The organism is Bradyrhizobium sp. SZCCHNS2022, from assembly GCF_032377575.1.
In the GTDB taxonomy this organism is placed as follows: Bacteria; Pseudomonadota; Alphaproteobacteria; order Rhizobiales; family Xanthobacteraceae; genus Bradyrhizobium; species Bradyrhizobium aeschynomenes.
This window is the reverse complement of sequence record NZ_JAUHHZ010000001.1, coordinates 4,485,287-4,512,011: the sequence shown is the minus strand read 5'-3', so window position 1 is coordinate 4,512,011 and position 26,725 is coordinate 4,485,287. Positions and strand designations below refer to the sequence as shown.

The window sequence follows — 26,725 nt, the reverse complement described above, 5'->3', positions numbered from 1 at the left end:
ATGAGCTGACGCTCAGTTCTGCAGCCGCACGCCCAGCATCACCACGGTCCCCGACGACGCCGCGCCCGTGATGTTCGAGTCCAGCTTGTCGTAGCGCAGCGTGCCCTTGACCCACAGGCTGCGCGTCATCTTGTAGACGAGGTTGCCTTCGGCCGAATACGTGCGGTCGTTGCGGCCGTAGCCCTGATAGTCGAGGGTGCCGAAGGTGAACTTGCCGATGCCGGTCAGCCAGCGCCGGAAGTCGTGGTCGACCTGCACCGTGTAGGTGCGGATCAGCACGCCGGAGGCGCCGGCGACGGTGGTCTCCGCGACCTGCGTGTCGGAGAAGAAGCGCGCGGTGGTCAGCGGCGTCGCCGACCACACCAGCGAGGCCGTGGTGAGGAAGCCCTGCAGCCGGTTGAGCCGCGGATCGGTGTAGCTGCGGGTGGCGTAGCCGAGCGACAGCTCGCCGGTCAGGAGCCGGGTGAACTCGAACGAGGTGCCGGCCTTGGCATAGCCGCCGGCGGAATCGCGCTGGTAGCCCGAGCGGTCGAACTGCTGGTCGTAGGTGCGGGTGTTGCCCTGCACCTCGGCGAACGGCTTCAGGCCGGGCATGACCTCGTAGGACACCCGGCCGATGCCGCCGAACTGGTTGTAGTTGCGGTCGTCGTTCGACGTCATCGTGCCGTCGGTCAGCTTGCTCTGCTGATAGCTGGTGCGGTCGGCGGTGGCGCCGGCCGAGATCTGCAGCCGGTTGAAGCGCTGGTCGAACCCCACGGTGGTGCCGAGCGTGGTGTAGACCGGATAACGGGCCAGCCCGGCCTGCACGCTCGGGCTGCCGGGATTGTCGGTCGCGGCGCGCAGCCGAAGCTGGGCACCGACCGAGGTGTCGCGGGTGACGTCGAGGCGGCCGTCGACATGGCCGGTGAAATCGGGGCGGTCGAGCGTGGTCGGCGCCGAATTGATGCCGCCATCCATCGTGGCCGGCAGGGTGCTGCCATAGCCGGTGAACGAGCCGCGCAGATCGGCGACCAGGGCGTGGCGCTCCCAGTTCGACACCGCCAAAAATTCCGGCGCAATCATCCAGGCCGGCATGCCGCGCGGCTTGGCGAGCCGGGCCGGGTTGCTGTCATAGCCGGCCGACAGCTCGACGGCGCCCTTGATCAGGAACGGGCCGACATAGTCGCCGACCGCGCCGAACGGATCGTCATCGATCCGCAGCCGCTTGCGCGGCGGCTGGCCGGGCACCGTGCCCGCGATGGCGGCGGGGACCGGCTGCCGGTTGGCGAAGGCCGAGGGCGGTAAAGTCGGGCGTAGCTGTCCGGTCAGCTCGCCCGACGGCCGGGTGCCAGGCCCCGGGGCCGGCTTCGGCCGCGCCTGGGCGGGATAGTATTTCGGCTTCCTGCGGGTGCGGTTCAACGAATCATAGCCCACATCGGCGGCGCCGCTGGCGGCGGGCACGTCGGGCAGAGGAACCCGCGTCTGGCGCGCCTGGGAGCTCACGGGAGGAGGCGCGGCAGGCAGACCCGGCGTCGGAACGGCATCCGACAGGCCGCTCACGGCCGTCCGCCGCAGCGGCGACTCCTGGGGGGCCAGAAAGCCGTCGCGCACCGGGCGGAACGCATCGATGGTCTGGGCTACGGCCGTTTCGATACCGACAGCGCCGAGCAGCAGGCAAGCGGCGGAGGCGCCGCGCCACATCGCGCCCCGTAGCGCGCGCCTTGCGCGGCCGCTGTCAGGCCTCCACCCCACGATGAAAATACTCCAACAAAATCAACTGCGTCGTCGGGGAGTCCCGCGCCGCCGGCAAACCGCGTCGTTAAGGGAGTAAAAACAAATATGGTTAATGGGCTGTTGATGACGCCTTGCCGCCTTACCCATGCTAAAGAGCGGCGCCTGACTGTCTCAGCCTTGGAAGCGCGAATGCCGAGATCGAAGCCGTTGACCGAAGCCCCTCCCGCCAACGCGGACATCCAATCGGCGCTGCGCACGCTCGACGCCGGCAGCAACGGCATTGCCGCGATCTCCGCTGCGCTGCGCGGTCCCCTGGGCCCGGCCTTTGCCGCTGCGGTGGAGCTGATCCGCCAGGCCAAGGGCCGCGCGATCCTGACCGGGCTCGGCAAGTCAGGCCACGTCGCCCGCAAGATGGCGGCGACCCTGGCCTCGACCGGCACGCCGGCCTTCTTCGTCCATTCCGCCGAGGCCGGTCATGGCGACCTCGGCATGATCACTTCGGATGACGTCGTCATCGCGCTGTCCTGGTCCGGCGAGCAGCCGGAGATGAAGACGCTGGTCAACTACACCAAGCGCTTCGCCATCCCCATGGTCGCCATCACCTCGAACGCGCAGTCGTCGCTGGGGCAGGCCGCGCGCATCGTGCTGGAGCTGCCGAAGGCACGCGAAGCCTGTCCGCACAATCTGGCGCCGACCACCTCCACGCTGATGCAGGCCGCGATCGGCGATGCGCTCGCCATCGCGCTGCTCGAGGGCCGCGGCTTCACCGCGCTCGAATTCGCCAACTTCCATCCGGGCGGCAAGCTCGGCGCCATGCTCAAGCACATCTCGGATCTGATGCGCTCCGGCGACGCCGTGCCGCTGAAGCCGCTCGGCACCGGCATGGCCGATGCGCTGGAGGAGATGTCGGCCAAGGGGCTGGGCTGCGTCATCATCGTCGACGGCCGCGGCCATGTCGCTGGCATCATCACCGACGGCGATCTGCGCCGGAAGATGCGGTCCGACCTGCTGTCCGTTTCGGTCGACGAGATCATGACCGCCAACCCGCGCACCGTGCGCCGCGAGGCGCTGGCCTCCGAGGCGCTGGAAATCCTGAACTCCGCCAAGATCACGACCCTGATCGTGACCGACGGCGCCAAGCCCGTCGGCATCCTGCACATGCACGACCTGCTGCGCGCCGGCGTGGCGTGATCGTCTCAGCCGGTCCCGGCCGCGCGCGGAAAGCGTGCCGCGCCTGACTCCAGCGGCAATCCGAGCGCGTTGGCGAGACAGGAGACCGTGCGGTAGAAGCCGCAGAGCAGGATGATCTCCAGCACCTGGTCTTCCGCGTAGCAGGCTCTCAAACCGGCAAACTCGATCTCGCTCAGGGTCGCGCGCGCATGCAGCGCGTCCACCGCTGCGATCAGCGCCTGCTCCTGCTCCGACCAGCATGGCGCGTCCGCCGCGCCCAGCACAGTGGCTTCGATCTGTTGCGGCGATAGCTGCGCCGCGGCGCCAAAGGTTGCGACGTGGACGCCCCATTCATATTCGCAGGCGTTGAGTGCGCAGGTCCGGTCGATGACGATCTCGCGGTCGCGCAGCGACAGCGGCCCGCGATCCAGCAGGCTGCCGCCGCGAAATTTGCTCCAGGCGCGCGCATGGCCGGCCATGACCCGGAACAGCATCAAGGGCGGCGCGCCACGCATGATCTGGTCGAACTGGGTCTGGATGTCGGCCGGGTAGGGCGGCTGCAGGGCGCCGAGGCGTGGCATGGTGGCGTGTCTCCGGATCGTGTGCTACAAATTATGTAGCAGGATGCTACGCTTTCCGTAGCGATTGGCAAGACCCCGGGAGGATCACGGAATGACTGGCGTCACCAAGCCGCGTCGCGTGCGCGGCTCGCGCACGGGCCGACCGATCATGGCGCTGCTCGATCTGCTCGGCCGCCGCTGGTCGCTGCGCATCCTGTGGGAGCTCCGGCAGGGCGAGCTCACGTCGCGCGCGCTGCGGGCGGCCTGCGATGATGCGTCTCCGACCGTGCTGCAGAGCCGGCTGGACGAGCTGCGCGATGCCGGCTTTCTCCAACTGGGGGGCGACGGCTATGGGCTGACGCCGCTCGGGCGGGAGCTCCTCGAGACTTTCCTGCCGCTGCATCGCTTCTCCGAACGCTGGCGCAAACAGGTGGATGAGCGGTAGGCAGGGCCACCATGCTCGTGTCCGGCTGTCTGCCCGCGGCGGCCCGTGCTATGGCTCCGGCGACGACGGAAAGACGGGGCGATGCCTGACCAATTCGATCTCGACAAATACCTCGCGCGCATCGGCTATCGCGGGCCGCTTGAGCCGAGCTTCGAGACGCTTGCCGGATTGCAGGCGGCCCATGTCGATGCGATCGCCTTCGAGGGGATCGATCCCTTGCTCGGCCGTCCCGTGAACATCGATCTCGCCGCGGTGCAGGCCAAGATCGTCGACGGCCGCCGCGGCGGCTATTGCTTCGAGCAGAACGCGCTGTTGAAGGCGGCGCTGGAGGTGATCGGCTTTACGGTCACGCCGCTGTCGGCGCGGGTGCGCTGGCGGCTCGATGCCGATGCGCCGCTGACGCCGCGCACGCACATGATGCTGAAGGTCGACCTGCCGGACGGCCCCTATATCGCCGATGTCGGTTTCGGCTCCTGCCTGCTCGACACGCCGCTGCGGATGGTGCCGGACGTGGAGCAGGTCACGGCCATGGGCACGTTTCGCCTGACGATCTCCGATGGGCTGCACTGGCTCGCGGCGAAGCAGCCGGCCGGCTGGCGCACGATGTACGTCTTCGACCTCATCCCGCAGATCCATGCCGACTATGTGCTCGGCAACTGGTTCACCTCGACCAGCCCGTTGACGCCGTTCACCTCGATGCTGATCCTGGAACGGCTCACGCGAGACGTACGCTACAAGCTCGTCAACCGCCGGCTGGTGACCGAGGCGCGCGACGGCGAGATCGTCAGCGAACGCATCATCGAAACGCCGGACGCGCTGCGCAGCGTCGTCGAGGATCTGTTTGGTGTCTCGCTCCCGGTGCCGGTCAACGAGGTCTGGGCGCGGATCGAGAGCTGAGCATGGAAAATGGCTTTGATCTGGACTCCTATCTCGCCCGCATCGGCTATTCCGGGCCGCTGACACCGGATCTCGCGACGCTCACGGCGCTCCAGGCGGCGCATGTCGACGCGATCCCGTTCGAGGCGCTCGATCCGCTGCTGGGCCGTCCGGTCGACGTCGATCTGCCGTCGGTGCAGCAGAAGCTCGTGCTCAGCCGGCGCGGCGGCTACTGCTTCGAGCAGAGCGTGCTGTTCCAGGCCGTGCTGCGGGCGATTGGCTTCGCCGTCACGGGGCTGACGGGCCGGGTGCGGTGGCGCTCGGCGCCAACCGATCCTCTCGGGCCACGGCAGCACATGATGCTGCTGGTCGAGCTCGATGGCCGCCCCTACATCGCCGATGTTGGCTTTGGCATCTGCATGATGGATGCGCCGATTCGGCTCGAGGTCGGCCACGAGCAGCAGACCGCGATGGGCACCTTTCGTATCGGCCAATGGAACGGGCTTTTCACGATCAGCGCAAAGCAGCCGACGGGCTGGCGCATGATGTACGCCTTCGACCTGGTGCCGCAGATCCACGCCGACTACGTGCTCGGCAGCTGGTACACCTCGACCAATCCGACCGTGCCGATCACGACGACATTGATGATGGAGCGGGTCGGGCGCGGTGCGCGGCACAAGCTGGTCAACCGCCGCTGCACCGTCGAGGCGCGCAACGGTGAAGTGATCGCGGAGCGCATGATCGGGAGCGCCGAAGAGCTCGGCCGGCATATCGACGAGGTGTTCCGGGTCACGCCACCGGTGTCGGCTGAGGAGCTTTGGGCGCGGACGACGAGCTGATCGCGCGGCATCGTCTGTGCGCGACGTTTGAACGTGCTTCCCCATCGCTCGCACGCCAAGCCGAATACGAACTTATCGCGTGGTTGTAGCGCATTTGAGGGGAATGCCGGGCCGGGCATTGTGCTTATCTTAAGAGTCGCAGCCTTAGGTTGCGGGAACCTGAGGGGCTCGCGGCGTCCGGCCGTCGATCGATGGGGAACGTCCAGCATGACTGACATCGGAATGCACGCGACGCGATCAATCCTGCTGAACACCTCGGAGCAGACCTGTCACCGCCGCGCGCGGCCTCACCCCTCCTGACATCAGAGCCGCGATGCGGCTCATCCGAGCTGGCCTCCCGGCCAGGACGGGTGGGGGCTTCACGGTGAAACGTCGACTCTGACGCTTCGACGCTCATCCGAATCGATCATGAGACCACGGCCCGACCTGCCACTTCGGGCCGCGCGGAGACACATGTCGAGCAAGCCCCCACCCATTTTTGCTTCGCCGTTTTAAATAGACCCGGACTCAGCCGCGAAGACGCTGCGCTCCCCTCTCCGCAAGGGGGAGGGGAGCGCAGCGCGAGTGCGGTCAGCAGCTGGATTTCAACTGGCGGAGTTGACTGCCGCTCAGCGCGGCAGCTCGGTCTTGCCCATCAGGAACTTGTCCACGGCCTGGGCGCAGAGGCGGCCTTCGCGGATCGCCCAGACGACCAGCGACTGGCCGCGGCGCATGTCGCCGGCGGAGAACACCTTCGGCAGCGAGGTCTGGTAGTCCGAGAGGTTGGCCTTGACGTTGCCGCGCGGGTCGAGGTCGACGCCGAGGCTCTTGAGCAGGCCCTCGTGCACCGGATGCACGAAGCCCATCGCCAGCAGCACCAGGTCCGCATCGAGCACGAACTCGGTGCCCGGGATCGGCTTGAACTGACCGTCGACGCGCACGCAGTGCAGCTTCTTGACCGCGCCGTTCTCGCCCTCGAACTTCTGCGTCAGCACCGCGAATTCGCGCACCGCGCCTTCGGCCTGGCTCGACGAGGTCCGCATCTTCAGCGGCCAGTTCGGCCAGGTCAGCTCCTTGTTCTCACGCTCCGGCGGCGCCGGCATGATCTCGAGCTGGGTCACGGACAGCGCGCCCTGGCGCAGCGAGGTGCCGATGCAGTCAGAGCCGGTGTCGCCGCCGCCGATCACGACGACATGCTTGCCGCCGGCGAGGATGTCGGTGGCGTTGACGGCTTCGTTGCCGACACGGCGGTTCTGCTGCGGCAGGAAATCCATCGCGTAGTGGACGCCGGCGAGGTCGCGGCCGGGGATCGGCAGGTCGCGCGGGGCTTCCGCGCCGCCGGTCAGCGCCACCGCGTCGTAATCCTTCAGCAGCGACTTCGCATCGATGCCGTCCTTGCCGCCGACATGGGCGCCGTAGTGGAAGACCACGCCTTCGCCTTCCATCTGCGCGATGCGGCGGTCGATGATGCCCTTCTCCATCTTGAAGTCGGGAATGCCGTAGCGAAGAAGACCGCCGGCCTTGGCGTGCTTCTCATAGACGTGCACCTCGTGACCGGCGCGCGCGAGCTGCTGCGCGGCTGCGAGGCCGGCCGGGCCGGCGCCGACGATGGCGACCTTCTTGCCGGTCTTGACCGCGGCCGGCTCGGGCTTGATCCAGCCCTGCTCGAACGCCTTGTCGACGATCGCGCATTCGATCGTCTTGATAGTCACCGGATTGTCGTCGATGTTCAGGGTGCACGATGCCTCGCACGGGGCGGGGCAGATGCGGCCGGTGAACTCCGGGAAATTGTTGGTCGAGTGCAGGTTGCGCGACGCCTCTTCCCAGTTGCCGTTGTAGATCAGGTCGTTCCAGTCCGGGATCTGGTTGTTGACCGGGCAGCCGGGCGTGCCCGGCGCGGCCGAGCCGGTGCCGTGGCAATAGGGGATGCCGCAGTTCATGCAGCGCGCCGCCTGGTCACGCAGCTCCTTCTCGGAGAGCGGCACCACGAATTCCTGGAAATGCTTCAGCCGCTCGGCAACCGGCGCGTACTTGCGATCGTGCCGCTCGATTTCGAGAAAACCTGTGACCTTGCCCATGACCTGTGACGTCCCTGACTGCTCGGGCCTCATGGTTCGAGACGGCGCTTGCGCGCCTCCTCACCATGAGGGTTTAGTTTCCTGCTTCTCCTCCTCACCCTGAGGAGCGGCGCTTTGCGCCGCGTCTCGAAGGGCGAGGCCCGTCTGCTTCATTCCGTCATTGCGAGGAGCCCACCGGGTCTCGCCTTCGGCGAGCCCGATGACGGGCTCCGGCGACGAAGCAATCCAGACTTTCTTCCTGGCCCTGGATTGCGTCGCTGCGCTCGCAATGACGTCTCACTCTTGACCCTCACCCCTGAGGAGCGGCGCTTGCGCCGCGTCTCGAAGGGCGAGGCCCCGCTCTCGGCCTCATGGTTCGAGACGGCGCTTCGCGCCTCCTCACATGAGGAGCAACATCAAGCCCCGATCGCGATCTTCGGCTCGGCGTCGGTCTTGGCCGCGAGCTCGCGAAGGGCGCGGCGGTACTCGACCGGCATGACCTTGCGGAACTTCGGCGCAAACTCCTTCCAGTTCGCCAGGATGTCGGCGGCGCGCTTGGAGCCGGTGGCCTTGGCGTGACGCGAGATCAGAACGTGCAGGCGCTCGACATCGGACGCCAGCAGGTTCTTGAACACGTCGACCCGGCCGTGCGCCTCGAGGTCGCCCATCTGGTGATAGGTGTCCTCGGCGATCATCTCCTCCGACAGCACCGGCTCGAGTTCGACCATTGCCATGTTGCAATGCTTGTCGAAGTCGCCGGCCTCGTCGAGCACATAGGCGACGCCACCCGACATGCCCGCCGCGAAGTTGCGCCCGGTCTTGCCGAGCACGACCACGATGCCGCCGGTCATGTACTCGCAGCAATGATCGCCCGCGCCCTCGACGACGGCGACTGCGCCCGAGTTACGCACCGCGAAGCGCTCGCCGGCGATGCCGCGGAAGAAGCACTCGCCGGAGATGGCGCCGTACATCACGGTGTTGCCGACGATGATCGACTCCTCCGGCACGATGCCGGAGTTGCGCGGCGGCTTGACGATGATGCGGCCGCCCGACAGGCCCTTGCCGACATAGTCATTGCCTTCGCCTTCGAGCTCGAAGGTGACGCCGTTGGCGAGCCACGCACCGAACGCCTGGCCGGCGGTGCCCTTCAGGCTGACATGAATCGTGTCCTGCGGCAGGCCGGCATGGCCGTAGATCTTGGCCACCGCGCCGGAAAGCATCGCGCCCGCCGAACGGTCGGTGTTGTTGATCTCGGCCTCGATCTTGACCGGGGCGCCGCGGTCGAGCGCGGGCCTGGCCTGCTCGATCAGCCTGCGGTCGAGCACGGCGTCGAGGTGATGGTCCTGCTTCTCCGAATGGAAGATCTTCTGGCCCGGCGCTTCCTTCTGCTTCACGAACAGTTTTGAGAAGTCGAGACCCTTGGCCTTCCAATGCGCCACCAGCTTGGACTGGTCGAGCATCTGCACCTGGCCGACCATCTCGTTGAACGAGCGGTAGCCGAGCGCTGCCATGATCTCGCGGACCTCTTCGGCCACGAAGAAGAAGTAGTTGATGACGTGCTCCGGCTGGCCGGTGAAGCGCTTGCGCAGCACCGGGTCCTGGGTGGCAACGCCGACCGGGCAGGTGTTGAGGTGGCACTTGCGCATCATGATGCAGCCGGCCGCGATCAGCGGCGCCGTGGCGAAGCCGAACTCGTCGGCGCCAAGGAGTGCGCCGATCACGACGTCACGTCCGGTGCGGAAGCCGCCGTCGACCTGGACCACGATGCGGCTGCGCAGCCGCTCGCGCACCAGCGTCTGGTGGGTTTCGGCAAGGCCGATCTCCCACGGCGAGCCGGCATGCTTGATCGAGGTGAGGGGAGAGGCGCCGGTGCCGCCCTCGAAGCCCGCGATCGTCACATGGTCGGCGCGCGCTTTCGCAACGCCGGCGGCAACCGTGCCGACGCCGATCTCGGACACCAGCTTGACCGAAACCTGGCCGTCGGGATTGACGTTCTTCAGGTCGTAGATCAGCTGCGCGAGGTCCTCGATCGAGTAGATGTCGTGGTGCGGCGGCGGCGAGATCAGGCCGACACCCGGGGTCGAGTGGCGCACCTTGGCGATTGTCGCATCGACCTTGTGGCCGGGCAGCTGGCCGCCTTCGCCGGGCTTCGCGCCCTGCGCCATCTTGATCTGCATCATGTCGGAGTTGACGAGATACTCCGTCGTCACGCCGAAACGTCCCGAGGCGACCTGCTTGATCGCCGAGCGCATGGAATCGCCGTTGGGCAGCGGCTTGAAGCGGTCGGCTTCCTCGCCGCCCTCGCCGGTGTTCGACTTGCCGCCGATCCGGTTCATGGCGATCGCCAAGGTCGTATGCGCCTCGCGCGAGATCGAGCCGAAGCTCATCGCGCCGGTGGCGAAGCGCCTGACGATCTCCTTGGCCGGCTCGACCTCGTCGAGCGGGACCGGCTTGCGCTTGTCGTCCTCGGCCGACTTGATCCGGAACAGGCCGCGCAGCGTCAACAACCGCTCGGACTGCTCGTTGAGCAGTTTTGCAAACGCCTGATAGCGGTCCTTGGAGTTGCCGCGCACGGCGTGCTGGAGCGTCGCGACGGACTCGGCGGTCCACGCATGGTCCTCGCCGCGGGTGCGGAAGGCATATTCGCCGCCGACGTCGAGCGCGGACTTGTAGACCAGCGCGTCGCCGAACGCATCGCGGTGGCGGCGCGCGGTTTCTTCGGCGATCTCGGCCAGGCCGACGCCTTCGACGCGGGTGTGGGTGCCGTAAAAGAACTTCTGCACGAACTCGGCCTTGAGGCCGACCGCGTCGAAGATCTGCGCGCCGCAATAGGACTGGTAGGTCGAGATGCCCATCTTCGACATGACCTTGAGCAGGCCCTTGCCGATCGACTTGATATAGCGCTTGACGACCTCGTAGTCGCTCAGCGCGCCCGGCAGCTTGTCCTTCAGCGCGACGATGGTCTCGAAGGCCAGATACGGGTTGATCGCCTCGGCGCCGTAGCCGGCAAGGCACGCGAAGTGATGCACCTCGCGCGGCTCGCCGCTCTCGACGACGAGACCGACCGACGTGCGCAGGCCGGTGCGGATCAGATGATGATGCACGGCGGCGCAGGCGAGCAGCGACGGGATCGGGATCCGGTCGTTCGACACCATGCGGTCCGACAGGATGATGATGTTGACGCCCTCGCGGACGGCAGCTTCCGCGCGGCCGCAGAGATCGTCGAGCACCTGCTCGAAGCCGGCGGCGCCCAGGCTCGCATCGAACGTGGTGTCGAGCGTGCGCGAGACGAAGTGGCTGTCGGAGACCTGCGAGATCGAGCGGATCTTCTCGAGGTCCGCATCGGTCAGGATCGGCTGATGCACCTCGAGCCGCTTGGTCGAGGCGACGCCTTCGAGGTCGAACAGGTTCGGGCGCGGGCCGATGATCGACACCAGGCTCATCACCAGCTCCTCGCGGATCGGGTCGATCGGCGGGTTGGTGACCTGGGCGAAGTTCTGCTTGAAGTAGGTGAACAGCAGCTTGGGCTTGTCCGACAGCGCCGAGATTGGCGCGTCGTTGCCCATCGAGCCCGTCGCCTCCTCGCCGGTGGCGGCCATCGGCGTCATCAGGATGTTGATGTCCTCGGCCGTGTAGCCGAACGCCTGCTGCCGATCGAGCAGCGGCAGGTTCGTCCGCGCGCCCTTGGTCGGCGCGTCCGGCAGCTTCTCGACCTGGATCTGGGTGCGCGTCAGCCATTCCTGATAGGGATGGCTAGCGGCGAGCTGCGCCTTGATCTCGTCGTCGGGGATGAGGCGCCCCTCTACGAGGTCGACCAGCAGCATCTTGCCGGGCTGCAGCCGCCACTTGGTGACGATCTGGTCCTCCGGAATCTTCAGGACGCCCATCTCGGACGCCATCACGATGCGGTCGTCCTTGGTCACGAGATAGCGCGCCGGCCGCAGGCCGTTGCGGTCGAGCGTGGCGCCGATCTGGCGGCCGTCGGTGAAGGCGATCGCGGCCGGGCCGTCCCACGGCTCCATCAGCGCGGCATGGTATTCGTAGAACGAGCGGCGCTCCTCGCTCATCAGCGGATTGCCGGCCCACGCCTCCGGGATCATCATCATCACCGCGTGCGGCAGCGAGTAGCCGCCCTGCACCAGGAATTCGAGCGCGTTGTCGAAGCAGGCGGTGTCGGACTGTCCCTCATAGGAGATCGGCCAGAGCCGGCTGATGTCCTTCCCGAACAGCTCCGACGACACCGACGCCTGGCGCGCCGCCATCCAGTTGACGTTGCCGCGCAGGGTGTTGATCTCGCCGTTATGCGCGATCATGCGGTAGGGGTGCGCCAGCGACCAGGTCGGGAAGGTGTTGGTCGAGAAGCGCTGATGCACCAGCGCCAGCGCGCTCTCGAAGTCCGGCTCGTGCAGGTCGGCGTAGTACTTGCCGAGCTGGTCGGCCAGGAACATGCCCTTGTAGATCACGGTCCGGCACGACATCGAGCACGGGTAGTAACCCGACATGCCGCGGTCGCGGCGCTGATAGATCGCCTGCGAGATCGACTTGCGCAGAATGTAGAGCTTGCGCTCGAACTCGTCCTCGGTCTTGGCGGCGCCGTTGCGGCCGATGAACACCTGCATGCTGCGCGGCTCGGTCGGCTTGACCGTCACGCCCAGCGAGGAGTTGTCGGTCGGCACGTCGCGCCAGCCGAGCAGCACCAAGCCCTCGTCCTCGATCTGGTCGGCGATGATGCTCTTGATGACGTTCCGCCAGGCTTCGTCGCGCGGCATGAACAGCGCGCCGATGGCGTATTCGCCGGGGGCGGGCAGCGTGAAGCCGAGCTCCTTCGCCTTGCGCGAGAAGAAGGCGTGCGGGATCTGCACCAGGATGCCGGCGCCGTCGCCGAAGCGCGGGTCGGCGCCGACGGCGCCACGGTGCTCGAGGTTGCACAGGATGTTCAGCGCGTCAGCGACGATCTGGTGCGACTTCTGGCCCTTGATGTTGGCGATGAAGCCGACGCCGCAGGAATCCTTCTCCTGCGCGGGGTCATAGAGACCTTCGGCGTCCGGGCGCCACGTGTGCAGCTCGCGGGTGATCTCGGCCGGTTTTTCGTGCGAATCCACAGCCAGCACCGCGCCGCCCAACTTTCCGTGCTCGACCTTCGATCCGCTCATATCCGTCCCCATCAGTTATTGGTCAGGGCCTTCACCACAGTCCGGTACACAGTCCGGCGCACCCCGGGCGCTGCGCGGGCCCCTCTCCGGAGCCAACGCTCGTCCTTTTCAGCGAGCCGCATTTGCAGAATTCAGGCCAGTCGCCGGGGGACCATGTCCCCGCTGGACGACCACGGCCTGGTCATGTCGCAGCGCCCCATGTCGTAACGTGATTGGGCGCCGTAACATCATTGCAAAGTCTCGGTCACCTTTGCAACGAAATTTTAGACAGCAATTCTGTCCTAAACCGCAAGATGCCAAACTTTAACCTATCACACAAGCGCAGCGGAGTCCTGAGCTCCGGGCTCCCCACCGCGCGCATTCCCCGGCAAATCTTCCGTTTTTCTCGGGCGAGCCGCCGCACCGATCACGCGCCGCGCGCATTTTTGAAACCTTTCGCCCTGTTCCTGCCCCGTCTCCGACCCAGGGCCGCCGGAATCACGGCAGAACGTCCGCCCACTTGAGAAGAAGCGAACAGCTTCACGTGCGGGGGCATGCAGGAGCTTTGAGCCATGAAGTTGCTAGTTGGAGCCGTCTCGGCCTCGTTGATCGCAGCCTTTGCCGCGCAGGCCGAGCCGCTGCCGCCGTCGGGTCTGCGCGGGTCGTACACGGCGGTCTCCGATTTCGATGCGCCTTATTCCGACGCGCCGCCGGCCGTCTTGCCCGCGCCGCCGCCGCGCTACGGCTATCGTCCGGCCCCGGACTACGGCTACCGCGAGGAGCGCTACGCGCCGCCGGCGCCGGTGTACCGCCAGGATGGGTATCGCGACGGTTACCAGCAGGACTATGGCTATGCGCCGGCGTTCCTGCCGGTGCATGAGGTCTATGCCATCCTGCGCGACAACGGCTTCTCGCCGCTCGGCGCGCCGCGCCAGCGCGGCAATGTCTATGTCGTGGCGGTGCTCGACCGCCAGGGCGAGGACGGCAAGCTCGTGGTCGATGCCCGATCCGGGCGCATCATCCGCTTCGTGCCGGCGTTCCAGTGGGGCGACGACTACGAACGCATGCGCTACGAGCCGGCGCCGCGCGGTGGCCTCGACCGGCTGCCGCCGCCGACCGTGATCCGCGCCGACCCGCGGCTGGTGCCGCCGGCGGCGCCCCGGGTCGCCAATGCAATGCCGGCGCAGCTGCCGAAGGTGCCGACGCCCGCCGCGCGGCCGGTCGCTCCCCCGCCGCAGACGGCGGCGCTCAACCCGAAGCCAGCAGAGGCAGCCAGGCCGGCCGCGCCCAAGCCCGCGGACATCAAGCCGGCCGAGACTAAGCCCGCGGAGGTGAAGCCGGCCGAGACGAAGCCGGTCGAGGCCAAGGCCGATCCGAAGGCCGACGCGCCGAAGGCAGGCGAGGTCAAACCGGCCGAGGCCACGTCGTCTGACGCCAAGCCATCGGAGCCCAAGGCAACCGAAGCGAAGCCGTCGGATGCCAAACCCGTCCAGTCGGCCGCGGCCGCGCCGCAGACGACCGGATCGATCGCCGCGCCGGCAGCCAAGCCAGCGCCGCAGATCCTACCGACCGCGAAGATGCCGCCGGCCCAGGGGCTGGAATAACTGAGGCTGAAAACTTCCGCGGAGCGTCTGCCCCCCGCCGCTGCCCCACCCACAACTGTCATCGCCTGGCTCGACCGGGCGATCCAGTAGCCACCGGCATCTCGGTTCATCACCGCCGCCGCGGCGTACTGGATGCCCGCCTGCGCGGGCATGACAGCGGTGAGCGGCGGTCCGGCATCTCCGGGTGATCGCGCGCGATCCCATCCAGCTGACAGAGCGAAAAAAACGCCCCGGTTGCCCGGGGCGTTCGTGTCTGTGGAGTGCCGTCGTGCCGGTTAAGCGGCGGCCTTCTCGGCCGAACCTTCGATCGCCGGCTGCTCGACGGCTTGCGCATTGGTCGAGATCGGAATCGACCGCGGCTTCTTGGCCTCGGGAATCTCGCGGACGAGGTCGACGTGGAGCAGGCCGTTCTCGAGGCTGGCGTTCTTCACCACCACGTGGTCGGCGAGCTGGAAGCTGCGCTCGAACGCGCGGGCGGCGATGCCGCGATACAGCACCTCGCTCTTCTTGCCGTTCTCGTTGGCGGCCTTCTCGCCCTTGATCGTCAGCGTGTTTTCCTTCGCGACGAGGGAGAGCTCATCCTTGCCAAAGCCGGAGACGGCGACGGTGATGCGGTAGGCGTTCTCACCGGTGCGCTCGATATTGTAGGGCGGGTAGCCGGGGCTGGGCTCGGCGGTCGCCTGGTCGAGCATCGAGAACAGACGGTCGAAACCGACGGTGGAACGATAGAACGGGGTCAGGTCGTAGGTACGCATGGTCAAAGTCCTCCATTGAGCGACTATTGGCAAACCCGCCCGCCATCGGGCCGGGCTGTCGTGCAGCCGTGACGGCCTGCACGATCTCGATATGGGTCGGACGTTTTGGCGTTCAAGGGTCCCCGAAAGCGGCTCTTTTTGCCGTTCCACCCCTTGATTCCCACTGCCGTTCACCTATTCGATGGGCGCCTCATGACGCTCGTCTCGATTCCCGCCAATCCCGTTCCCGAAGACGCCACCGCCGGCACCATCAAGACTCCGGATGGCGCCGAGCTGCGGTTTGCGCGCTGGGCGCCACCGGCCGGGCGCAAGGGAACCGTCTGCGTGTTCACGGGACGCAGCGAGTCGATCGAGAAGTATTTCGAGACGGTACGCGATCTGCGCGATCGCGGCTTTGCGGTCGCCATCATCGACTGGCGCGGCCAGGGCCATTCGTCGCGGCGCCTGCGCGACACGCGCAAGGGCTATGTGCGCTCGTTCTCGGACTACGAGGTCGACGTCGAGACCTTCGTCACCGAGGTGGTGCTGCCGGACTGCCCGCCGCCTTATTTCGCGCTGGCGCATTCGATGGGCGGAACCGTGCTGCTGCGGCTCGCTCATTCCGGCAAGCGTTGGTTCGACCGCGTCGTGCTGTCGGCGCCGATGATCGATCTGCCGGGCCGGCGCACCTCGCTGCCGGCGCGGCTGCTGCTGCGCGCGATGCGGATCGCAGGGCAGGGCGGTCGCTACGTGCCCGGCGGCAATGACGAGATCAGCGGGCTCGCGCCTTTCGTCAACAATCCGCTGACCTCGGATCCCGTGCGCTATGCGCGCAACGCCGCGATCCTCGAGGAGGATCCGACGCTGGGCATCGCCTCGCCCACGGTGGCCTGGGCCGATGCCGCCTTCTCGGCCATGGCGACCTTCCGCGGTATCAGCTACCCGTCGCAGATCCGCCAGCCGATCCTGATGCTGGCCGCCTCCAGCGATAGCGTGGTGTCGACAGCCGCGATCGAGGAGTTCGCCTATCATCTGCGCGCCGGCTCGCATCTCGTCATCGCCGGCGCCAAGCACGAGATCCTGCAGGAGCAGGACCGCTACCGTTCGCAGTTCTGGGCCGCGTTCGACGCCTTCGTGCCGGGAACGCCGCTGTTCGGCTGAGCCATCCGCCGTTGCTGGACACCCTGTCGTCTTGCGGGCTAGAGCTATCGGCCATTCCGAGAGGTCGTGACGGCTGGTCGTGAGCAAGGCGCAGAACAGGTTGCAGGCCCAGGCGCTGCAGGAGGCGATCCACGCCTTGCGTGCGCGGCAGTTCGCGCGCGCCGAGCAGATCGCCGCCTCGATCCTGCGCACGGCCAGGACCGATCGCGCCGCGCTGCTCGTTCATTCCCATGCCCTGCTCGGCCAGCAGCGCGCGGGCGAGGCGGTGGCGGCGCTGGAGAAGGCAGCGCTGCGCGGCCCTGATCCGGAGCTGGAGACGTTGCTGGGCGCGGCCTTGTGCGAGTCGCGGCGTGCAGCCGATGGGATCGCGCAATTGCGCAAGACCGCGGCGCGGCGCCCGCCGTTCTTCCCTGCCTTTCAGGAGCTCGCCGGACGGCTGGCGAAATCCGGCGACCTCGGCGAGGCCATCGCAGTCATCGAGGAGGCGCAGGCGCTATCGCCCGACAGTGTCGATCTCAAGCTCGATCTCGCGCGGCTCTGCCTGCAGGCCAATGAGCGCGCGCGTGCGCGGGACAATCTCGTCGCGGCGCGCGAGGCGGCGCCGGGACGTCCGGACATCCTGGTCGAACTCGCCTGGGTGCATTTTCTGGATGGCGACTACGCGGAGGCCGCCGGCACCTACCGCCATGCGCTGGGGCTGCGGCCGGAGGATACCCAGACCCGCGCCAATCTGGCGATGTGCCTGGCCGAGATGGGCGATCGCGACGGTGCCCAGGCGGCGCTGCGCACGGTGGTGCGCGGCCGGCCGCATCTGCTGACCCGTGCGGCCTACACGCTGGCGGTGACCTCGCATGGCCGCTTCTTCTTCCGTCCGAGCGCGGCCGCCAAATTCCTTGGCGCCGACGGGACCCTCAAGCCCTGAACCTCTTGCGATAGACGCCGGTTTCGCGCTTGAGCGCGTCGCGCACCTCGTGAATGTCGGCAATCTCCTCCTCGGTGAAGGCCGAGGTCTGCATCGCCCATGTCTGCCGTTTCACCGGGATGCATTGCGCGACCGGCGTCCCCTTCGGCAGCACGCCACGAAATGCCGTGTCGTGCCAATGCGCCGGGAAGTGCACGAAGCTGTCGTGGAAGCGATCGCTGTCGACGAGGCCGGTCACCGTGGTGAACGGCAGGTCGAAGCGGTTCACGGGGTGGGTGAACAGCAGCGCCCAGCCATCGGGCGCCTCGATCGTCCACAGATTGTGAAACTTGAGCAGGAAGCGGTCGGCCTCGAACAGCGGCGATCCCGTGACCTGCGAGACGTCGTGAAAGCTGATCGGCGAACGCGGAAAATCGATGGCGCCGCCCGGCGGCAGCTCGTTGTCCCAGCTGATGCCGCCGTCCTCGACCTTGAGATCGCAGATCAGCGGAATCAGGAAACCCGTCGTCATCGCGTCGATGAACGGCGGGCAGCGCTTGACGGTCTGCTCCTCCGCCTGGTTGAGCGCGCTGAACGCCGTCGCGGGCATGCTCTTGACCCATTCGGGAACGCCCATCGGCGCCGGCACCGGCTGCGGAATGCGGCCTTCGAGCTCCTTGGGGCAACGAAATTTCAACGTGAGGGAATCGGTCTCGGACATCGGAAATGCAGTGCTCCTGTAGCGCGCAGGATCATAACCTCCGGATTGTCACGATGACAGCGATGATCCGTCATGCCGGCTTCGAGCGCCGGCATTCGGCTTTTCCGTCAAGCTCCGCCATATGCCTCCGGTGGCCCAAGTCTATTGTTTGCAGCTGCGCAAATTTGTGTTTTCCTTGCCGTGAAAAAGGCAGGGTCTGGCTTGCAATGGGCCGCAGGAATAGCGGGACAAGTGATGCGCATCTGGCGGCAATCGTCGCGAACTCTTTCGACGCCATCATCTCAAAAGATTTGCAAGGCACGATCCGGAGCTGGAATCGCGCCGCAGAGGACATCTTTGGCTGGTCTGCACGAGAAATCGTAGGCCGCTCGATCCGCACCATCATTCCTGCCGACCGGCTCCGCGAGGAGGAGCACATCATCGAAAGGGTCGGCGCGGGCGAGATCGTGCCTCGCTTCGAGACGGTGCGGCTCAACAAGCAGGGATTGCCGATCCCGGTCGAGATATGCGTGTCACCGATCCGAGACAGGGCCGGGACGATCGTCGGTGCCTCGAAGATCGCCAGCGACATCAGCCGGACGATCGAGCTGAGAAACAGGCTGGCCGACAGCGAACGTCAGTTCAGGATGCTGGCGAACAACATCGCCCAGCTTGCCTGGATCGCCGATCGCGATGGATCGATCTTCTGGTACAACGAGCGCTGGTACGACTACACAGGTACGACCATCGAGCAAATGAAGGGCTGGGGCTGGACCAGCGTGCATCATCCCGATCATGTCGAGCGGGTGAAGGCGCGCATTCAGGAAAGCTGGGATTCCGGCGTCGAATGGGAGGACACCTTTCCGCTGCGCGGCAAGGACGGCACCTACCGCTGGTTCCTGTCACGAGCCAAGCCGGTGCTGGACGACACCGGCCAGATCTGGCGCTGGTTCGGAACCAACACCGACATCACCGCGCAGCTCCAGAGCGAAGAGAAGATCCGGCTGCTGATGGGGGAGGTGAACCATCGCGCCAAGAACATGATCACGGTCGTCCAGGCTATTGTGATGAGAACTGTCGACCGGCACGATTCGGACGCCTTGGCGAGTCGGCTCGCGGCGTTGGGGCGCAACCAGGATCTGCTGACCCAGCACAATTGGAGCGGCGCGCGGCTCGGCGAGCTGATTTCGTCCCAACTCGCACCGGTCGGTGATCTCGTCGGGAGCCGGATCATCCTGACAGGGGATCTCGATGTCTTGCTGTCCCCCGCCGCCAGCGAGACGATCGGTCTGGCGATCCACGAGCTCGGCACGAACGCGACCAAATACGGATCGCTGTCCGGCGCCGCCGGGCAGGTTTCCATCGCCTGCGCGGTCATCGATGAAGCGAACGGCAAGCGCCTACGAATAGTCTGGCGCGAGAGCGGCGGCCCTGCCGTTGCGGCGCCAGAGCGGACCGGGTTCGGCAGTGTGATGATTGATCGCAATCCGCGCCTGGCACTGCAGGCGGAGGTGCAACTTGCCTTTCCGCCCGAAGGCTTCGTCTGGCGGCTCGATGTGCCGCTCGAGCAAGTGCAGGCGCAGGGCAGCGACGATTCCGGAGCGCGGGGGCTCTGAGCCGGACAGCCACGGCCCGATCCGTCCCTGCATTTCATGGCCGGCGTGACAGGTCAGCCGCACACGATCGATGCAGCAGCGGCAACGGGGTGCCTTCGACTATCTCGTCGAGAGCACCTCGCCGAAGCGCTCCCACTGCTTGCCGGTGAAGCGCATGAACTGCACCTGCTCGACCGGCAGATGGTCGCCCTCCGACGTGTTGACCTTGATGCCGGGCAGCAGCATCGGCAGCTCCAGATCCTTGATCGACAGCGCCTGCTTCAGGATGTTCTCGCGCGACAAATCGTTGCCGGCGGCCTTGAGCACGTGCTCCAGCGCCATGCCGTTGTTGTAGCCGTTGACGTAGTTGGAATCGCGGATGTCGCCGTCGGGCACGTATTTGGCCATGTAGTCGCGCCAGCCCTTGACGCCGGGATCGTCGGCCCAGGCCGGATCGAGCGGGTCCTTGACGTAGGCGGTCGAGATGATGCCGGTGCCGGCCTCGAGGCCGGCCGGCTCCATCACCGAGGACATCCACACCGAGACGTTGGTCAGGAACGTCATCGGCCGCCAGTTGATCTCGAAGGTCTTGCGGATTGCCTGCGCGGCGAATTTCGGCGTCGCGGCGATGATCAGCGCATCGGCGCCGGAGGATTTCAGCTTCACGATCTGCGAGTCGATGGTCGGCTCGGTGGACTCGTAGCTCGCCACCGTCACCGCCGTGTCGAAGCGTTCGCCGAGCACGTCCTTCAGCCCGGCGAGATAGTCGCGGCCGAAATCGTCGTTCTGCGCGAGAATGGCAAAGGTCGCATCCGGCTTCTTCTGCAGCGCGTAGCGCGCATACATCCGCGCCTCGTTGCGGAACGGTGCCATCACGCCCATCAGCGCCAGCGGAAACTGCGCGGGATCGCCGAACTTCGAGGCACCGGAAGCCACGAACAGCTGCGGCACCTTCTTGCCCTGCAGATATTTGGCGATCGCGGTGTTGTGCGCGGTGCCCATGGTCGAGAAGATGAAGGCGACCTCGTCGCTCTCGACCAGCCGCCGCGTCTGCTCGACCGTCTTGGGCGGCACGTAGCCGTCGTCCAGCGAGAGCAGGTTGACCTTGCGCCCGTTGATGCCGCCGCGATCGTTGACCATCTTGAAATAGGCCACCTCGCCCTTGCCGAGGATGCCGAAGGCGGACACCGGCCCGCTATAGGGCATGGTCTGTCCGATGCGGATCTCGGTGGCCGTGATACCCGGCTGATCCTCCGCCCTGGCCGGCGCACCCGGCATCGACGACACGATGAGCAAGCCTGCAGCTGCAATCACGCTTCGCATGGACACCTCCCTGATGGCCGCGCTGGCGGCGGCCTTGTGTCGAAGCATAGGGACGTCCCGGGCGACGGGCAATAAAAATATACTTTTTATTGAAAATCTATTTTCTGGTTCTGCTATCGTATTGCGAGTCATCGAGCGAGCCATGTCCGCAAGCGCCACACAGACTACCTATGAACGGCTCCGCGCCAGCCTGCTCGCCGGCCTCTATCGGCCGGAGGAGAAGCTCAAGATCAGCGAACTCGGCGCGGCGTTCTCCGTCAGCACCGGCGCCATCCGCGAGGCGCTGGCCAGGCTGACGGCGGAGGGGCTGGTGACGGCGCTGCCACAACGCGGCTTTCGCGTTGCCCCCGTGTCGATTGCCGATCTGCGCGACCTCACGGACATGCGCATCGAGGTCGAGACCAAATGCCTGCGCCGCGCCATCGCCAACGGCGATCTCGAATGGGAAACGGCGGTCGTTGCCGCCCATCATCGTCTGGCGGCGACGCCGATTGCCGCCGACGACGGCAGCTTCTCGCCGGCCTGGACACTGGCCCATGGCGACTTCCACGCCGCGCTGGCGCAGGCCTGCGGCAGCACCTGGATGTTGCGGGTGCGCGATCTGCTGTCGGCGCACAATGAGCGTTACCTCGACCTCGCCCGCAAGACCGACCGGGGCAAGCGCGACGCGGCTCGCGAGCATCGCGAGTTGATGGAGGCGACGGTGGCGCGCGACACCGAGCGTGCGGTGAGCATCATGACGGCCCATCTCGGCAAGACCCGGGACACGATCGAAGCCGCGTTGCTGGCCGCCGCGGCGATGAACGAGGCGAGGTGATGGTGGCCGAGAGTCGCTCCCGAGACTGTGCTCCGGCGGCTCTCGCGCGGATCAGCGACTTGCATCATCCTGCACCGGTCCGCCGTACCGGGACGCAGGCCGCAAATGTCTCCGACCGATCGGTCCCGGACCGGACGTCGTCAACGGATGGGATGCAGATGCGGGATCAGCGCGACCCTCTGAAAGCCCTTCAGGATTGGTACGCCTCCCAATGCGACGGCCAGTGGGAGCATCAATACGGGATCAAGATCGGCACCCTGGACAATCCGGGATGGACCCTCAGGATCGACCTGTCCGCCACGGCATTGGCGGAGCGTCCCTTCACGGAGGTGAAGGTTCAGGGCGACGATGACGATGACTGGTGCCACTGCCACGTTCGGGGCAAGGTCTTCGAGGCCTTCTGCGGACCCAATCACCTGGAGGACGTCATCGCGATCTTCCTCGCCTGGGCCATTGCGGCCGCGCGGGGCGCTCAGCATTGATGCGAGGGCAGCCCGCGTGCTCATTCGGCGCAATGGGCACGCGGGCGCGATTCGTCAGGCCGGATAGGCGACCGGCAGGATCGTGATCTTCAGATAGTCCACGCCGCCGGACTGACCGAGCGGCGGGAAGTACAGCAGCGGCTGCTGCACGCGGTCGGAGAACGGAAAGCCGTAGAAGTCGCCCGATATGGCGGCGATCTGCGCCGCGTACTGATTGTAGTAGGCGCTGTTGCTCTGCGCGCCGGCGAACATCAGCGACGGGGTGCTCTTGGCCAGCTCGAACCAGGTCGTGGAGCTCACGTCGCCGAGCGCCGTCGACTTGCCGTCGACCGTCACCTGCGTGGTGCTGCCGGGGAAGCCGTAGCTGAGCCCGGCGAGGAGATCGCCGACGATCCAGCCATAGACGTCGTTGACGATCCCCGCTGTCGGCGTTCCGCCGTTCACCGAGTAGGACGGGTTGCAGCCATAGACGCCGGTCGGCTGGTTCAGGTTGGCGTAGGTGATGACGATCGTCGTGGCCTCCGGCGTCCGCGAGCCGGCCTTGGTGATGGTGCCCGTGAGGGTGACGTCGGCGCTTCCGAAGCTCGCGGTCAGCGCGTAGTGGTGAGCGGAGGTCGGCCCGCTGCCGCCCGCCTGCCCGCCGTAATAGCCGGCGATCTTGGTCGGTCCCTGCGACGCCAGGAAGGTGAAATACGCACTCCAGTTCGGGTAGCCGCTGGTCAGGCCAGGGCCGATGACGCGAACGTAGTTCCCGACCACCGCCGTTCCGCCGGATAGCGTCCCCAGCGCCTCCATGTTCGCGCCGATGGCGCCGGGCTTGGAGTCGTTGAACTTCAGCGCCCCGACCTGCTTGCCGCTTCTCCAGGTGCTGGCCTCCAGCGCCATGCTGGCGAAATCGATGTCGCTGATGTCGAGATTGTTCTGCGTGTTGCCGAAGATGTTGGTCTCCAGATATGCATAGGACGTGTTGTAGTTGGCGTCGCTGGGATTCTGCGGCGCCGGCTGATAGCCGTTGCCCAGCCCCGACAGGCCACTCGATCCGAAGTTCAGATAGATCCGGCCATTGGTGAAGTTGTCGAGAAAGACGTTGGGAATCTTCTGCGTGGCCGAATAGGCCGGAACGATCCCCTCCAGGGCCGACAACGCATAACCGGTGTTGCCGCTGAGCGGGACCGTGCCGCTCCCGCCGAGCTGGCCGGGTCCGAACGACCCGTTGAGGAATTGCACCCAGACGTCTTGTTTGCTGAGGTTCTCGAAAACGATCGGAACGGCATTGCTGGTGCTCGTCATCACTATAATCTCCTGAAAATCATTGAAGTAACGGTGTGAAAAGAACAGCCGATCAGACGCGAATGAAAACAACCCTTACGCGATGATTCGAAATGTATATCATTTTGAGTGTGTTCAATCAAAGCGGGGATGGCCCCCCTCGATGCCGCAGATGGACCGACTCGGGTTGGGACCGCCGCCTCGCGGCTCGACGACAAGGCAGATCCGAATGCGCCGGCAGCGTTAAGCGGACTTCATGCCAGACCCACGGCGCACACAAGGATGCATTCACCACGCGCCGATCTCTCCAAGCTTGGAAACCCCCCGGTAACGCGCCGTCCCTCTAGTGATGCGCGTTGATATTTCCAGGAGGAGACAATTATGTTGAAGATGATCGCGCGAAAACTACTTGGTCCCCACGCCCTCAATTCCGGCTTCGGCCTCGTGACGATGTTTGCACTCACCGGCGTCGTCGCGTCGCTCGTGCTGGTCCAGCACGGCGTCAACCTGAGCCCGCCCGCGATGTTCTGATCGGGCCGTCCGCAAAGCGGACTGGCTCCCGGCTTGATGCGTGTTGGGAGTTGGTCCGCAAGATTGGCGAACTCCTGCATGCCAATCGTCCATCAATTTTCTCTGCACCGAAGCACCGTCTAGTACTGCGTTAGAAAAGGGCTTTGCTCCCTCCACGTGTCGTTCCGGGGCGCCAGAAGGGCGAGCCTGGAACCCATACCCACAGGCAACAGTGTAAGGCAGGCTGGTTGTGGGCACTTTGCCGCCAAACATCCCTCTGTGGCTATGGATTCCGGGCTCGCCTTTCGGGCGCCCCGGAATGACGACGGATAGCGGGCAGTGTTTCTGATGCAGTAGTACTAGCAAATTTCCAGCGGGGCTGGCATCGGTCAGTCGCGCAGGGCTTCACGCGTGAACGATTGACGTTCGCATCGAATGGAGTCTGCTGCGTCGTCAAACATCCGGAAGCCAGTTCGTGCGCGAGATCGGAAATCCCAGCGACAAGGCGGCCAGAGGTGCCGCGGTTGCGGGGCTCGCGGCTGTGCTTGCACCGATGATCGTGTCCCAGGTGATGCGGCTGCACCAGCACGAAGCGCTCGGCTGGATCGCCTTTGACTACGCCGGCCGGCTTGGTGCGCTCGTGGTCGCCGCAGCGATCCCCTCCGTACGAATGGCCGCGTTTCGACGGGAGCAGACACGCATCGTCCCCTCGGAGACCGCGCTCTGGGTCGTCGGTCTGTCGTTGGCCGAACGTCTCTGCCAGCCAATGAGCGCCGTCATCAACGGGATGTTTCCTGGGACGGTTTTCGGAAGCTATCCTCGTCCCGAGGGCTGGCTATATCTGTTCGATCTCGTCGTCGGTCTCGCTCTGGTCGCCGTCAGCGAGGAGATCGTCTTCCGCCGCTGTGTCGGACATGTGTTGCGGCTATGGCTGGACAAGAATCGCATCTCGATCGTCCTCGTTTCGTCTATTCTCTTCGGTGTCTATCATTGGTGGACGGGACTTGGAAACGTCACGACGGCGGCGCTGATCGGCGCAGGTCTGGCCCTGATGCTGCAGCGATCGGTGGCGTTATGGCCAGTGATCCTCGCGCATTATCTGATCGACCTGGTCGCTTTCGCGTGAGCCGCAACTGATTTGCCCGACGGGCTTGCCCCGCACAACCTTGTCCAGCCCTGCGGCGAAAAATATTCTGATTTACGTAATTCAAGATTCGTGTAGTCTGCGCGCGTCCGGTCTCCGCGAGGAGGGGCGTATCGCGGTCGTCACGAGCGTGGGAGGCTGGATGCGGTGGGCGCGGCGGGTCGCAGCGTGAGCAATCATGCCGACGAACGATCCGCTGCGCACGGAGAAATCGCGTGGTCCTGACGCCCCGATGCTGGCGTCAAGCTCGCTGCGCTGTCTTGACGAAGCGCGCGGGTGACGGTGGCTAAGAGCCGGACACCGGGGAGATCGCGTATAATTCGTAAAGCCATCGCGCAGGGAAGGCCGGGTCTGTCCGGCTGAACCTGTGGTTCCTGCCCCGTGCATTCTTGTCCGCACGGGGGCCACGGGCCTCAGTCGAGGTCCGGCCTTCCCTGCGCCCTCCCGTGATCAGCGGAGGGTGAACAAGCGCAAAGCTCGGGCCGCCTTGGCCGCGAGAGCGCGATCCCGTGTGATTTAGGCTGTTTGACATCCGTGTAGTAGGTCGAGTGCGATTGCCTGACCCTCGTATGTGAGGACAGGCATGGGACATGATTGCGTTGCTCGTGAATGCGCCCTCTCCCCTTGCGGGAGAGGGCTTGCAGGACGGCGCGGCAAGCTCGGTCGGGTGAGGGGGATGTCTCCACGATCGGGACCGGCGGAGAGAACCCCTCACCCAACCGAGTATGTGGAAAAATCTGCGATGCCTCTGCCACAAGGGGAGAGGGCGCTGTATCGGGCAGCGACTCGTATGGCCTCACCCCGCCTTCTTGCCGCGCGATCCGATCAGTTCGGCGACCAGCGGATTCGGATAGCGGCGCTGCTGGCTTACGGCGAAGAACTGCTCCTTCAGCGCGCTCAGCCGGGCGCGCTCGACCAGTACGCCGGAGCGCAGTTCGTCGATGACGACGATCGACGGCACCAGGGTCACCGCGCCGCTCTCGCGCGCCATCAGACGCAGCATCGCCATGTCGTCCACCTCGGCGGCGATGATGGGGCGGATTCCGCTCGACCCGACCAGCGCATCGAAGGCGGAGCGCAGGGCGCTGCCGCGGCCGGGCAGGATCACCGGCGTCGTCGCAAGATCGTGCGGAAAGCGGAAGCGGACGGCCTTGGACGGCTTACGGCTGACCAGGCTGACGCGCTGCTCGTCGAGCAGCGTGTTGTCGAAATTGCTGCGCGTGTCCGGCGCCGCCGGATGGTTGGCGAGCACGAGGTCGAGCTTGTGCGCGTCGAGCTGCTCCAGGAGGTCGGCGAACTGGCCGGTGCGGATGATCAGCTCGACATCGCCGCGGCCGATCAGCGGCTTCAGGAAGGCGATCTGGAAGTTGCGCGACAGATTGGCCGCGGCGCCGACCCGCAGCAGCTGCCGGCCAGGGCGCAGACCGGACAGCGTCTCGATCAGCTCATGGCCGGATTTGAATACGCTGCCGGCATAGTCGAGCGCGATGCGTCCGGCCTCGGTCAGCTGCAGGGTGCGCCCGGTGCGCTCGAACAGCTTCTGCCCGAGCTGCTCCTCCAGCGCCTTGACCTGCACCGACAGCGAGGAGGGCGAGACGTTGAGGCGCTGCGCCGCCCGGCTCATGCTGCCTTCGCTGGCGATGATCCAGAAATAGCGCAGGTGATGGTAGTTCAGATGCGGCATGGCATCGTTCTATATTTTACAACGATCAGG

General features: G+C 66.0%; 21 protein-coding genes. 12 read left to right on the top strand and 9 right to left on the bottom strand.

Features of this window, described 5'->3' with window-relative positions:
* Window positions 1-12: 12 nt before the first annotated feature.
* Complete coding sequence (locus QXZ94_RS20275) at window positions 13-1,731, bottom strand: outer membrane beta-barrel protein (protein WP_315721899.1); 1,719 nt, start codon at window positions 1,729-1,731, stop codon at window positions 13-15.
* A 171-nt stretch (window positions 1,732-1,902) separates the two neighbouring features.
* Between QXZ94_RS20275 and QXZ94_RS20270 the strand changes: the two genes are divergently transcribed.
* Window positions 1,903-2,904, top strand: a complete 1,002-nt coding sequence (locus QXZ94_RS20270) for a KpsF/GutQ family sugar-phosphate isomerase (protein WP_315721898.1) — start codon at window positions 1,903-1,905, stop codon at window positions 2,902-2,904.
* A 5-nt stretch (window positions 2,905-2,909) separates the two neighbouring features.
* Here QXZ94_RS20270 and QXZ94_RS20265 read toward each other — a convergent pair whose 3' ends face one another.
* A complete protein-coding gene (locus QXZ94_RS20265; protein ID WP_315721897.1) occupies window positions 2,910-3,464 on the bottom strand; it encodes a carboxymuconolactone decarboxylase family protein in 555 nt (184 codons plus the stop codon).
* A gap of 91 nt (window positions 3,465-3,555) precedes the next feature.
* On the opposite strand from QXZ94_RS20265, the gene QXZ94_RS20260 reads away from it, so the two are divergent.
* The 3 genes from QXZ94_RS20260 to QXZ94_RS20250 all read left to right on the top strand — a co-directional run bounded on the left by QXZ94_RS20260 (window position 3,556) and on the right by QXZ94_RS20250 (window position 5,603).
* The gene (locus tag QXZ94_RS20260) at window positions 3,556-3,888 is read left to right on the top strand and encodes a winged helix-turn-helix transcriptional regulator (RefSeq protein ID WP_172181151.1); all 333 of its coding nucleotides are present in this window, start codon (window positions 3,556-3,558) and stop codon (window positions 3,886-3,888) included.
* An 81-nt stretch (window positions 3,889-3,969) separates the two neighbouring features.
* Window positions 3,970-4,785 (top strand): arylamine N-acetyltransferase, encoded by an 816-nt coding sequence (locus tag QXZ94_RS20255; protein ID WP_315721896.1) that lies wholly within the window; start codon window positions 3,970-3,972, stop codon window positions 4,783-4,785.
* A 2-nt stretch (window positions 4,786-4,787) separates the two neighbouring features.
* A complete protein-coding gene (locus QXZ94_RS20250) occupies window positions 4,788-5,603 on the top strand; it encodes an arylamine N-acetyltransferase (protein ID WP_315721895.1) in 816 nt (271 codons plus the stop codon).
* Between the two features lie 608 nt (window positions 5,604-6,211).
* On the opposite strand, the gene QXZ94_RS20245 is transcribed toward QXZ94_RS20250, so the two are convergent.
* Window positions 6,212-7,660, bottom strand: a complete 1,449-nt coding sequence (locus QXZ94_RS20245) for a glutamate synthase subunit beta (protein ID WP_315721894.1) — start codon at window positions 7,658-7,660, stop codon at window positions 6,212-6,214.
* A gap of 395 nt (window positions 7,661-8,055) precedes the next feature.
* Entirely contained in the window at window positions 8,056-12,792 is a 4,737-nt protein-coding gene (gene gltB / locus QXZ94_RS20240) for a glutamate synthase large subunit (RefSeq protein ID WP_315721893.1), read from the bottom strand.
* Window positions 12,793-13,343: 551 nt separating this feature from the next.
* Here gltB and QXZ94_RS20235 point away from each other — a divergent pair.
* Window positions 13,344-14,375 carry a hypothetical protein gene (locus tag QXZ94_RS20235; protein WP_315721892.1) on the top strand — a complete coding sequence of 344 codons (1,032 nt, stop codon included), beginning with the start codon at window positions 13,344-13,346 and terminating at the stop codon, window positions 14,373-14,375.
* Between the two features lie 275 nt (window positions 14,376-14,650).
* On the opposite strand, the gene QXZ94_RS20230 is transcribed toward QXZ94_RS20235, so the two are convergent.
* A complete protein-coding gene (locus QXZ94_RS20230; protein ID WP_315721891.1) occupies window positions 14,651-15,130 on the bottom strand; it encodes an Hsp20 family protein in 480 nt (159 codons plus the stop codon).
* A gap of 192 nt (window positions 15,131-15,322) precedes the next feature.
* Here QXZ94_RS20230 and QXZ94_RS20225 point away from each other — a divergent pair, with 192 nt between their 5' ends.
* Both QXZ94_RS20225 and QXZ94_RS20220 read left to right on the top strand, forming a co-directional pair.
* Window positions 15,323-16,270 carry an alpha/beta hydrolase gene (locus tag QXZ94_RS20225; protein ID WP_315721890.1) on the top strand — a complete coding sequence of 316 codons (948 nt, stop codon included), beginning with the start codon at window positions 15,323-15,325 and terminating at the stop codon, window positions 16,268-16,270.
* Window positions 16,271-16,349: 79 nt separating this feature from the next.
* Window positions 16,350-17,192 (top strand): tetratricopeptide repeat protein, encoded by an 843-nt coding sequence (locus tag QXZ94_RS20220; RefSeq protein WP_315721889.1) that lies wholly within the window; start codon window positions 16,350-16,352, stop codon window positions 17,190-17,192.
* On the opposite strand, the gene QXZ94_RS20215 is transcribed toward QXZ94_RS20220, so the two are convergent.
* On the bottom strand, window positions 17,182-17,892 hold the full coding sequence (locus QXZ94_RS20215; RefSeq protein ID WP_172132217.1) for a hypothetical protein: 711 nt from the start codon (window positions 17,890-17,892) through the stop codon (window positions 17,182-17,184). The genes QXZ94_RS20220 and QXZ94_RS20215 overlap by 11 nt on opposite strands.
* A 53-nt stretch (window positions 17,893-17,945) precedes the next feature.
* Between QXZ94_RS20215 and QXZ94_RS20210 the strand changes: the two genes are divergently transcribed.
* Window positions 17,946-19,487, top strand: a complete 1,542-nt coding sequence (locus tag QXZ94_RS20210) for a PAS domain S-box protein (RefSeq protein ID WP_315721888.1) — start codon at window positions 17,946-17,948, stop codon at window positions 19,485-19,487.
* A gap of 99 nt (window positions 19,488-19,586) precedes the next feature.
* On the opposite strand, the gene QXZ94_RS20205 is transcribed toward QXZ94_RS20210, so the two are convergent.
* Window positions 19,587-20,789: an ABC transporter substrate-binding protein gene (locus tag QXZ94_RS20205; protein WP_315721887.1), complete on the bottom strand. Its 1,203-nt coding sequence runs from the start codon at window positions 20,787-20,789 to the stop codon at window positions 19,587-19,589.
* A 13-nt stretch (window positions 20,790-20,802) separates the two neighbouring features.
* Here QXZ94_RS20205 and QXZ94_RS20200 point away from each other — a divergent pair, with 13 nt between their 5' ends.
* Together QXZ94_RS20200 and QXZ94_RS20195 are read left to right on the top strand one after the other, a co-directional pair.
* The gene (locus QXZ94_RS20200; protein WP_315721886.1) at window positions 20,803-21,606 is read left to right on the top strand and encodes a GntR family transcriptional regulator; all 804 of its coding nucleotides are present in this window, start codon (window positions 20,803-20,805) and stop codon (window positions 21,604-21,606) included.
* Between the two features lie 158 nt (window positions 21,607-21,764).
* Window positions 21,765-22,088 (top strand): immunity 53 family protein, encoded by a 324-nt coding sequence (locus tag QXZ94_RS20195; protein WP_172113227.1) that lies wholly within the window; start codon window positions 21,765-21,767, stop codon window positions 22,086-22,088.
* A 54-nt stretch (window positions 22,089-22,142) separates the two neighbouring features.
* Here the strand turns inward: QXZ94_RS20195 and QXZ94_RS20190 are convergent, their stop codons facing one another.
* Complete coding sequence (locus QXZ94_RS20190) at window positions 22,143-23,378, bottom strand: hypothetical protein (protein ID WP_315721885.1); 1,236 nt, start codon at window positions 23,376-23,378, stop codon at window positions 22,143-22,145.
* Window positions 23,379-23,738: 360 nt separating this feature from the next.
* On the opposite strand from QXZ94_RS20190, the gene QXZ94_RS20185 reads away from it, so the two are divergent.
* Complete coding sequence (locus QXZ94_RS20185) at window positions 23,739-23,888, top strand: hypothetical protein (protein WP_172132221.1); 150 nt, start codon at window positions 23,739-23,741, stop codon at window positions 23,886-23,888.
* A 454-nt stretch (window positions 23,889-24,342) separates the two neighbouring features.
* Entirely contained in the window at window positions 24,343-24,993 is a 651-nt protein-coding gene (locus tag QXZ94_RS20180) for a CPBP family intramembrane glutamic endopeptidase (RefSeq protein WP_315721884.1), read from the top strand.
* Window positions 24,994-25,807: 814 nt separating this feature from the next.
* Here QXZ94_RS20180 and QXZ94_RS20175 read toward each other — a convergent pair.
* Window positions 25,808-26,695, bottom strand: coding sequence for a LysR family transcriptional regulator (locus QXZ94_RS20175; protein ID WP_315721883.1), 888 nt, complete (start codon window positions 26,693-26,695; stop codon window positions 25,808-25,810).
* Between the last annotated feature and the right edge of the window lie 30 nt (window positions 26,696-26,725).

Coding starts and splice junctions, on each gene's coding strand:
- QXZ94_RS20270 (WP_315721898.1), top strand. CDS start 1,903: ATGCCGAGATCGAAGCCGTTGACCGAAGCCCCTCCCGCCAACGCGGAC.
- QXZ94_RS20265 (WP_315721897.1), bottom strand. CDS start 3,464: ATGCCACGCCTCGGCGCCCTGCAGCCGCCCTACCCGGCCGACATCCAG.
- QXZ94_RS20260 (WP_172181151.1), top strand. CDS start 3,556: ATGACTGGCGTCACCAAGCCGCGTCGCGTGCGCGGCTCGCGCACGGGC.
- QXZ94_RS20255 (WP_315721896.1), top strand. CDS start 3,970: ATGCCTGACCAATTCGATCTCGACAAATACCTCGCGCGCATCGGCTAT.
- QXZ94_RS20250 (WP_315721895.1), top strand. CDS start 4,788: ATGGAAAATGGCTTTGATCTGGACTCCTATCTCGCCCGCATCGGCTAT.
- QXZ94_RS20245 (WP_315721894.1), bottom strand. CDS start 7,660: ATGGGCAAGGTCACAGGTTTTCTCGAAATCGAGCGGCACGATCGCAAG.
- gltB (WP_315721893.1), bottom strand. CDS start 12,792: ATGAGCGGATCGAAGGTCGAGCACGGAAAGTTGGGCGGCGCGGTGCTG.
- QXZ94_RS20235 (WP_315721892.1), top strand. CDS start 13,344: ATGAAGTTGCTAGTTGGAGCCGTCTCGGCCTCGTTGATCGCAGCCTTT.
- QXZ94_RS20230 (WP_315721891.1), bottom strand. CDS start 15,130: ATGCGTACCTACGACCTGACCCCGTTCTATCGTTCCACCGTCGGTTTC.
- QXZ94_RS20225 (WP_315721890.1), top strand. CDS start 15,323: ATGACGCTCGTCTCGATTCCCGCCAATCCCGTTCCCGAAGACGCCACC.
- QXZ94_RS20215 (WP_172132217.1), bottom strand. CDS start 17,892: ATGTCCGAGACCGATTCCCTCACGTTGAAATTTCGTTGCCCCAAGGAG.
- QXZ94_RS20210 (WP_315721888.1), top strand. CDS start 17,946: ATGACAGCGATGATCCGTCATGCCGGCTTCGAGCGCCGGCATTCGGCT.
- QXZ94_RS20205 (WP_315721887.1), bottom strand. CDS start 20,789: ATGCGAAGCGTGATTGCAGCTGCAGGCTTGCTCATCGTGTCGTCGATG.
- QXZ94_RS20200 (WP_315721886.1), top strand. CDS start 20,803: ATGGCCGCGCTGGCGGCGGCCTTGTGTCGAAGCATAGGGACGTCCCGG.
- QXZ94_RS20195 (WP_172113227.1), top strand. CDS start 21,765: ATGCGGGATCAGCGCGACCCTCTGAAAGCCCTTCAGGATTGGTACGCC.
- QXZ94_RS20190 (WP_315721885.1), bottom strand. CDS start 23,378: ATGACGAGCACCAGCAATGCCGTTCCGATCGTTTTCGAGAACCTCAGC.
- QXZ94_RS20185 (WP_172132221.1), top strand. CDS start 23,739: ATGTTGAAGATGATCGCGCGAAAACTACTTGGTCCCCACGCCCTCAAT.
- QXZ94_RS20175 (WP_315721883.1), bottom strand. CDS start 26,695: ATGCCGCATCTGAACTACCATCACCTGCGCTATTTCTGGATCATCGCC.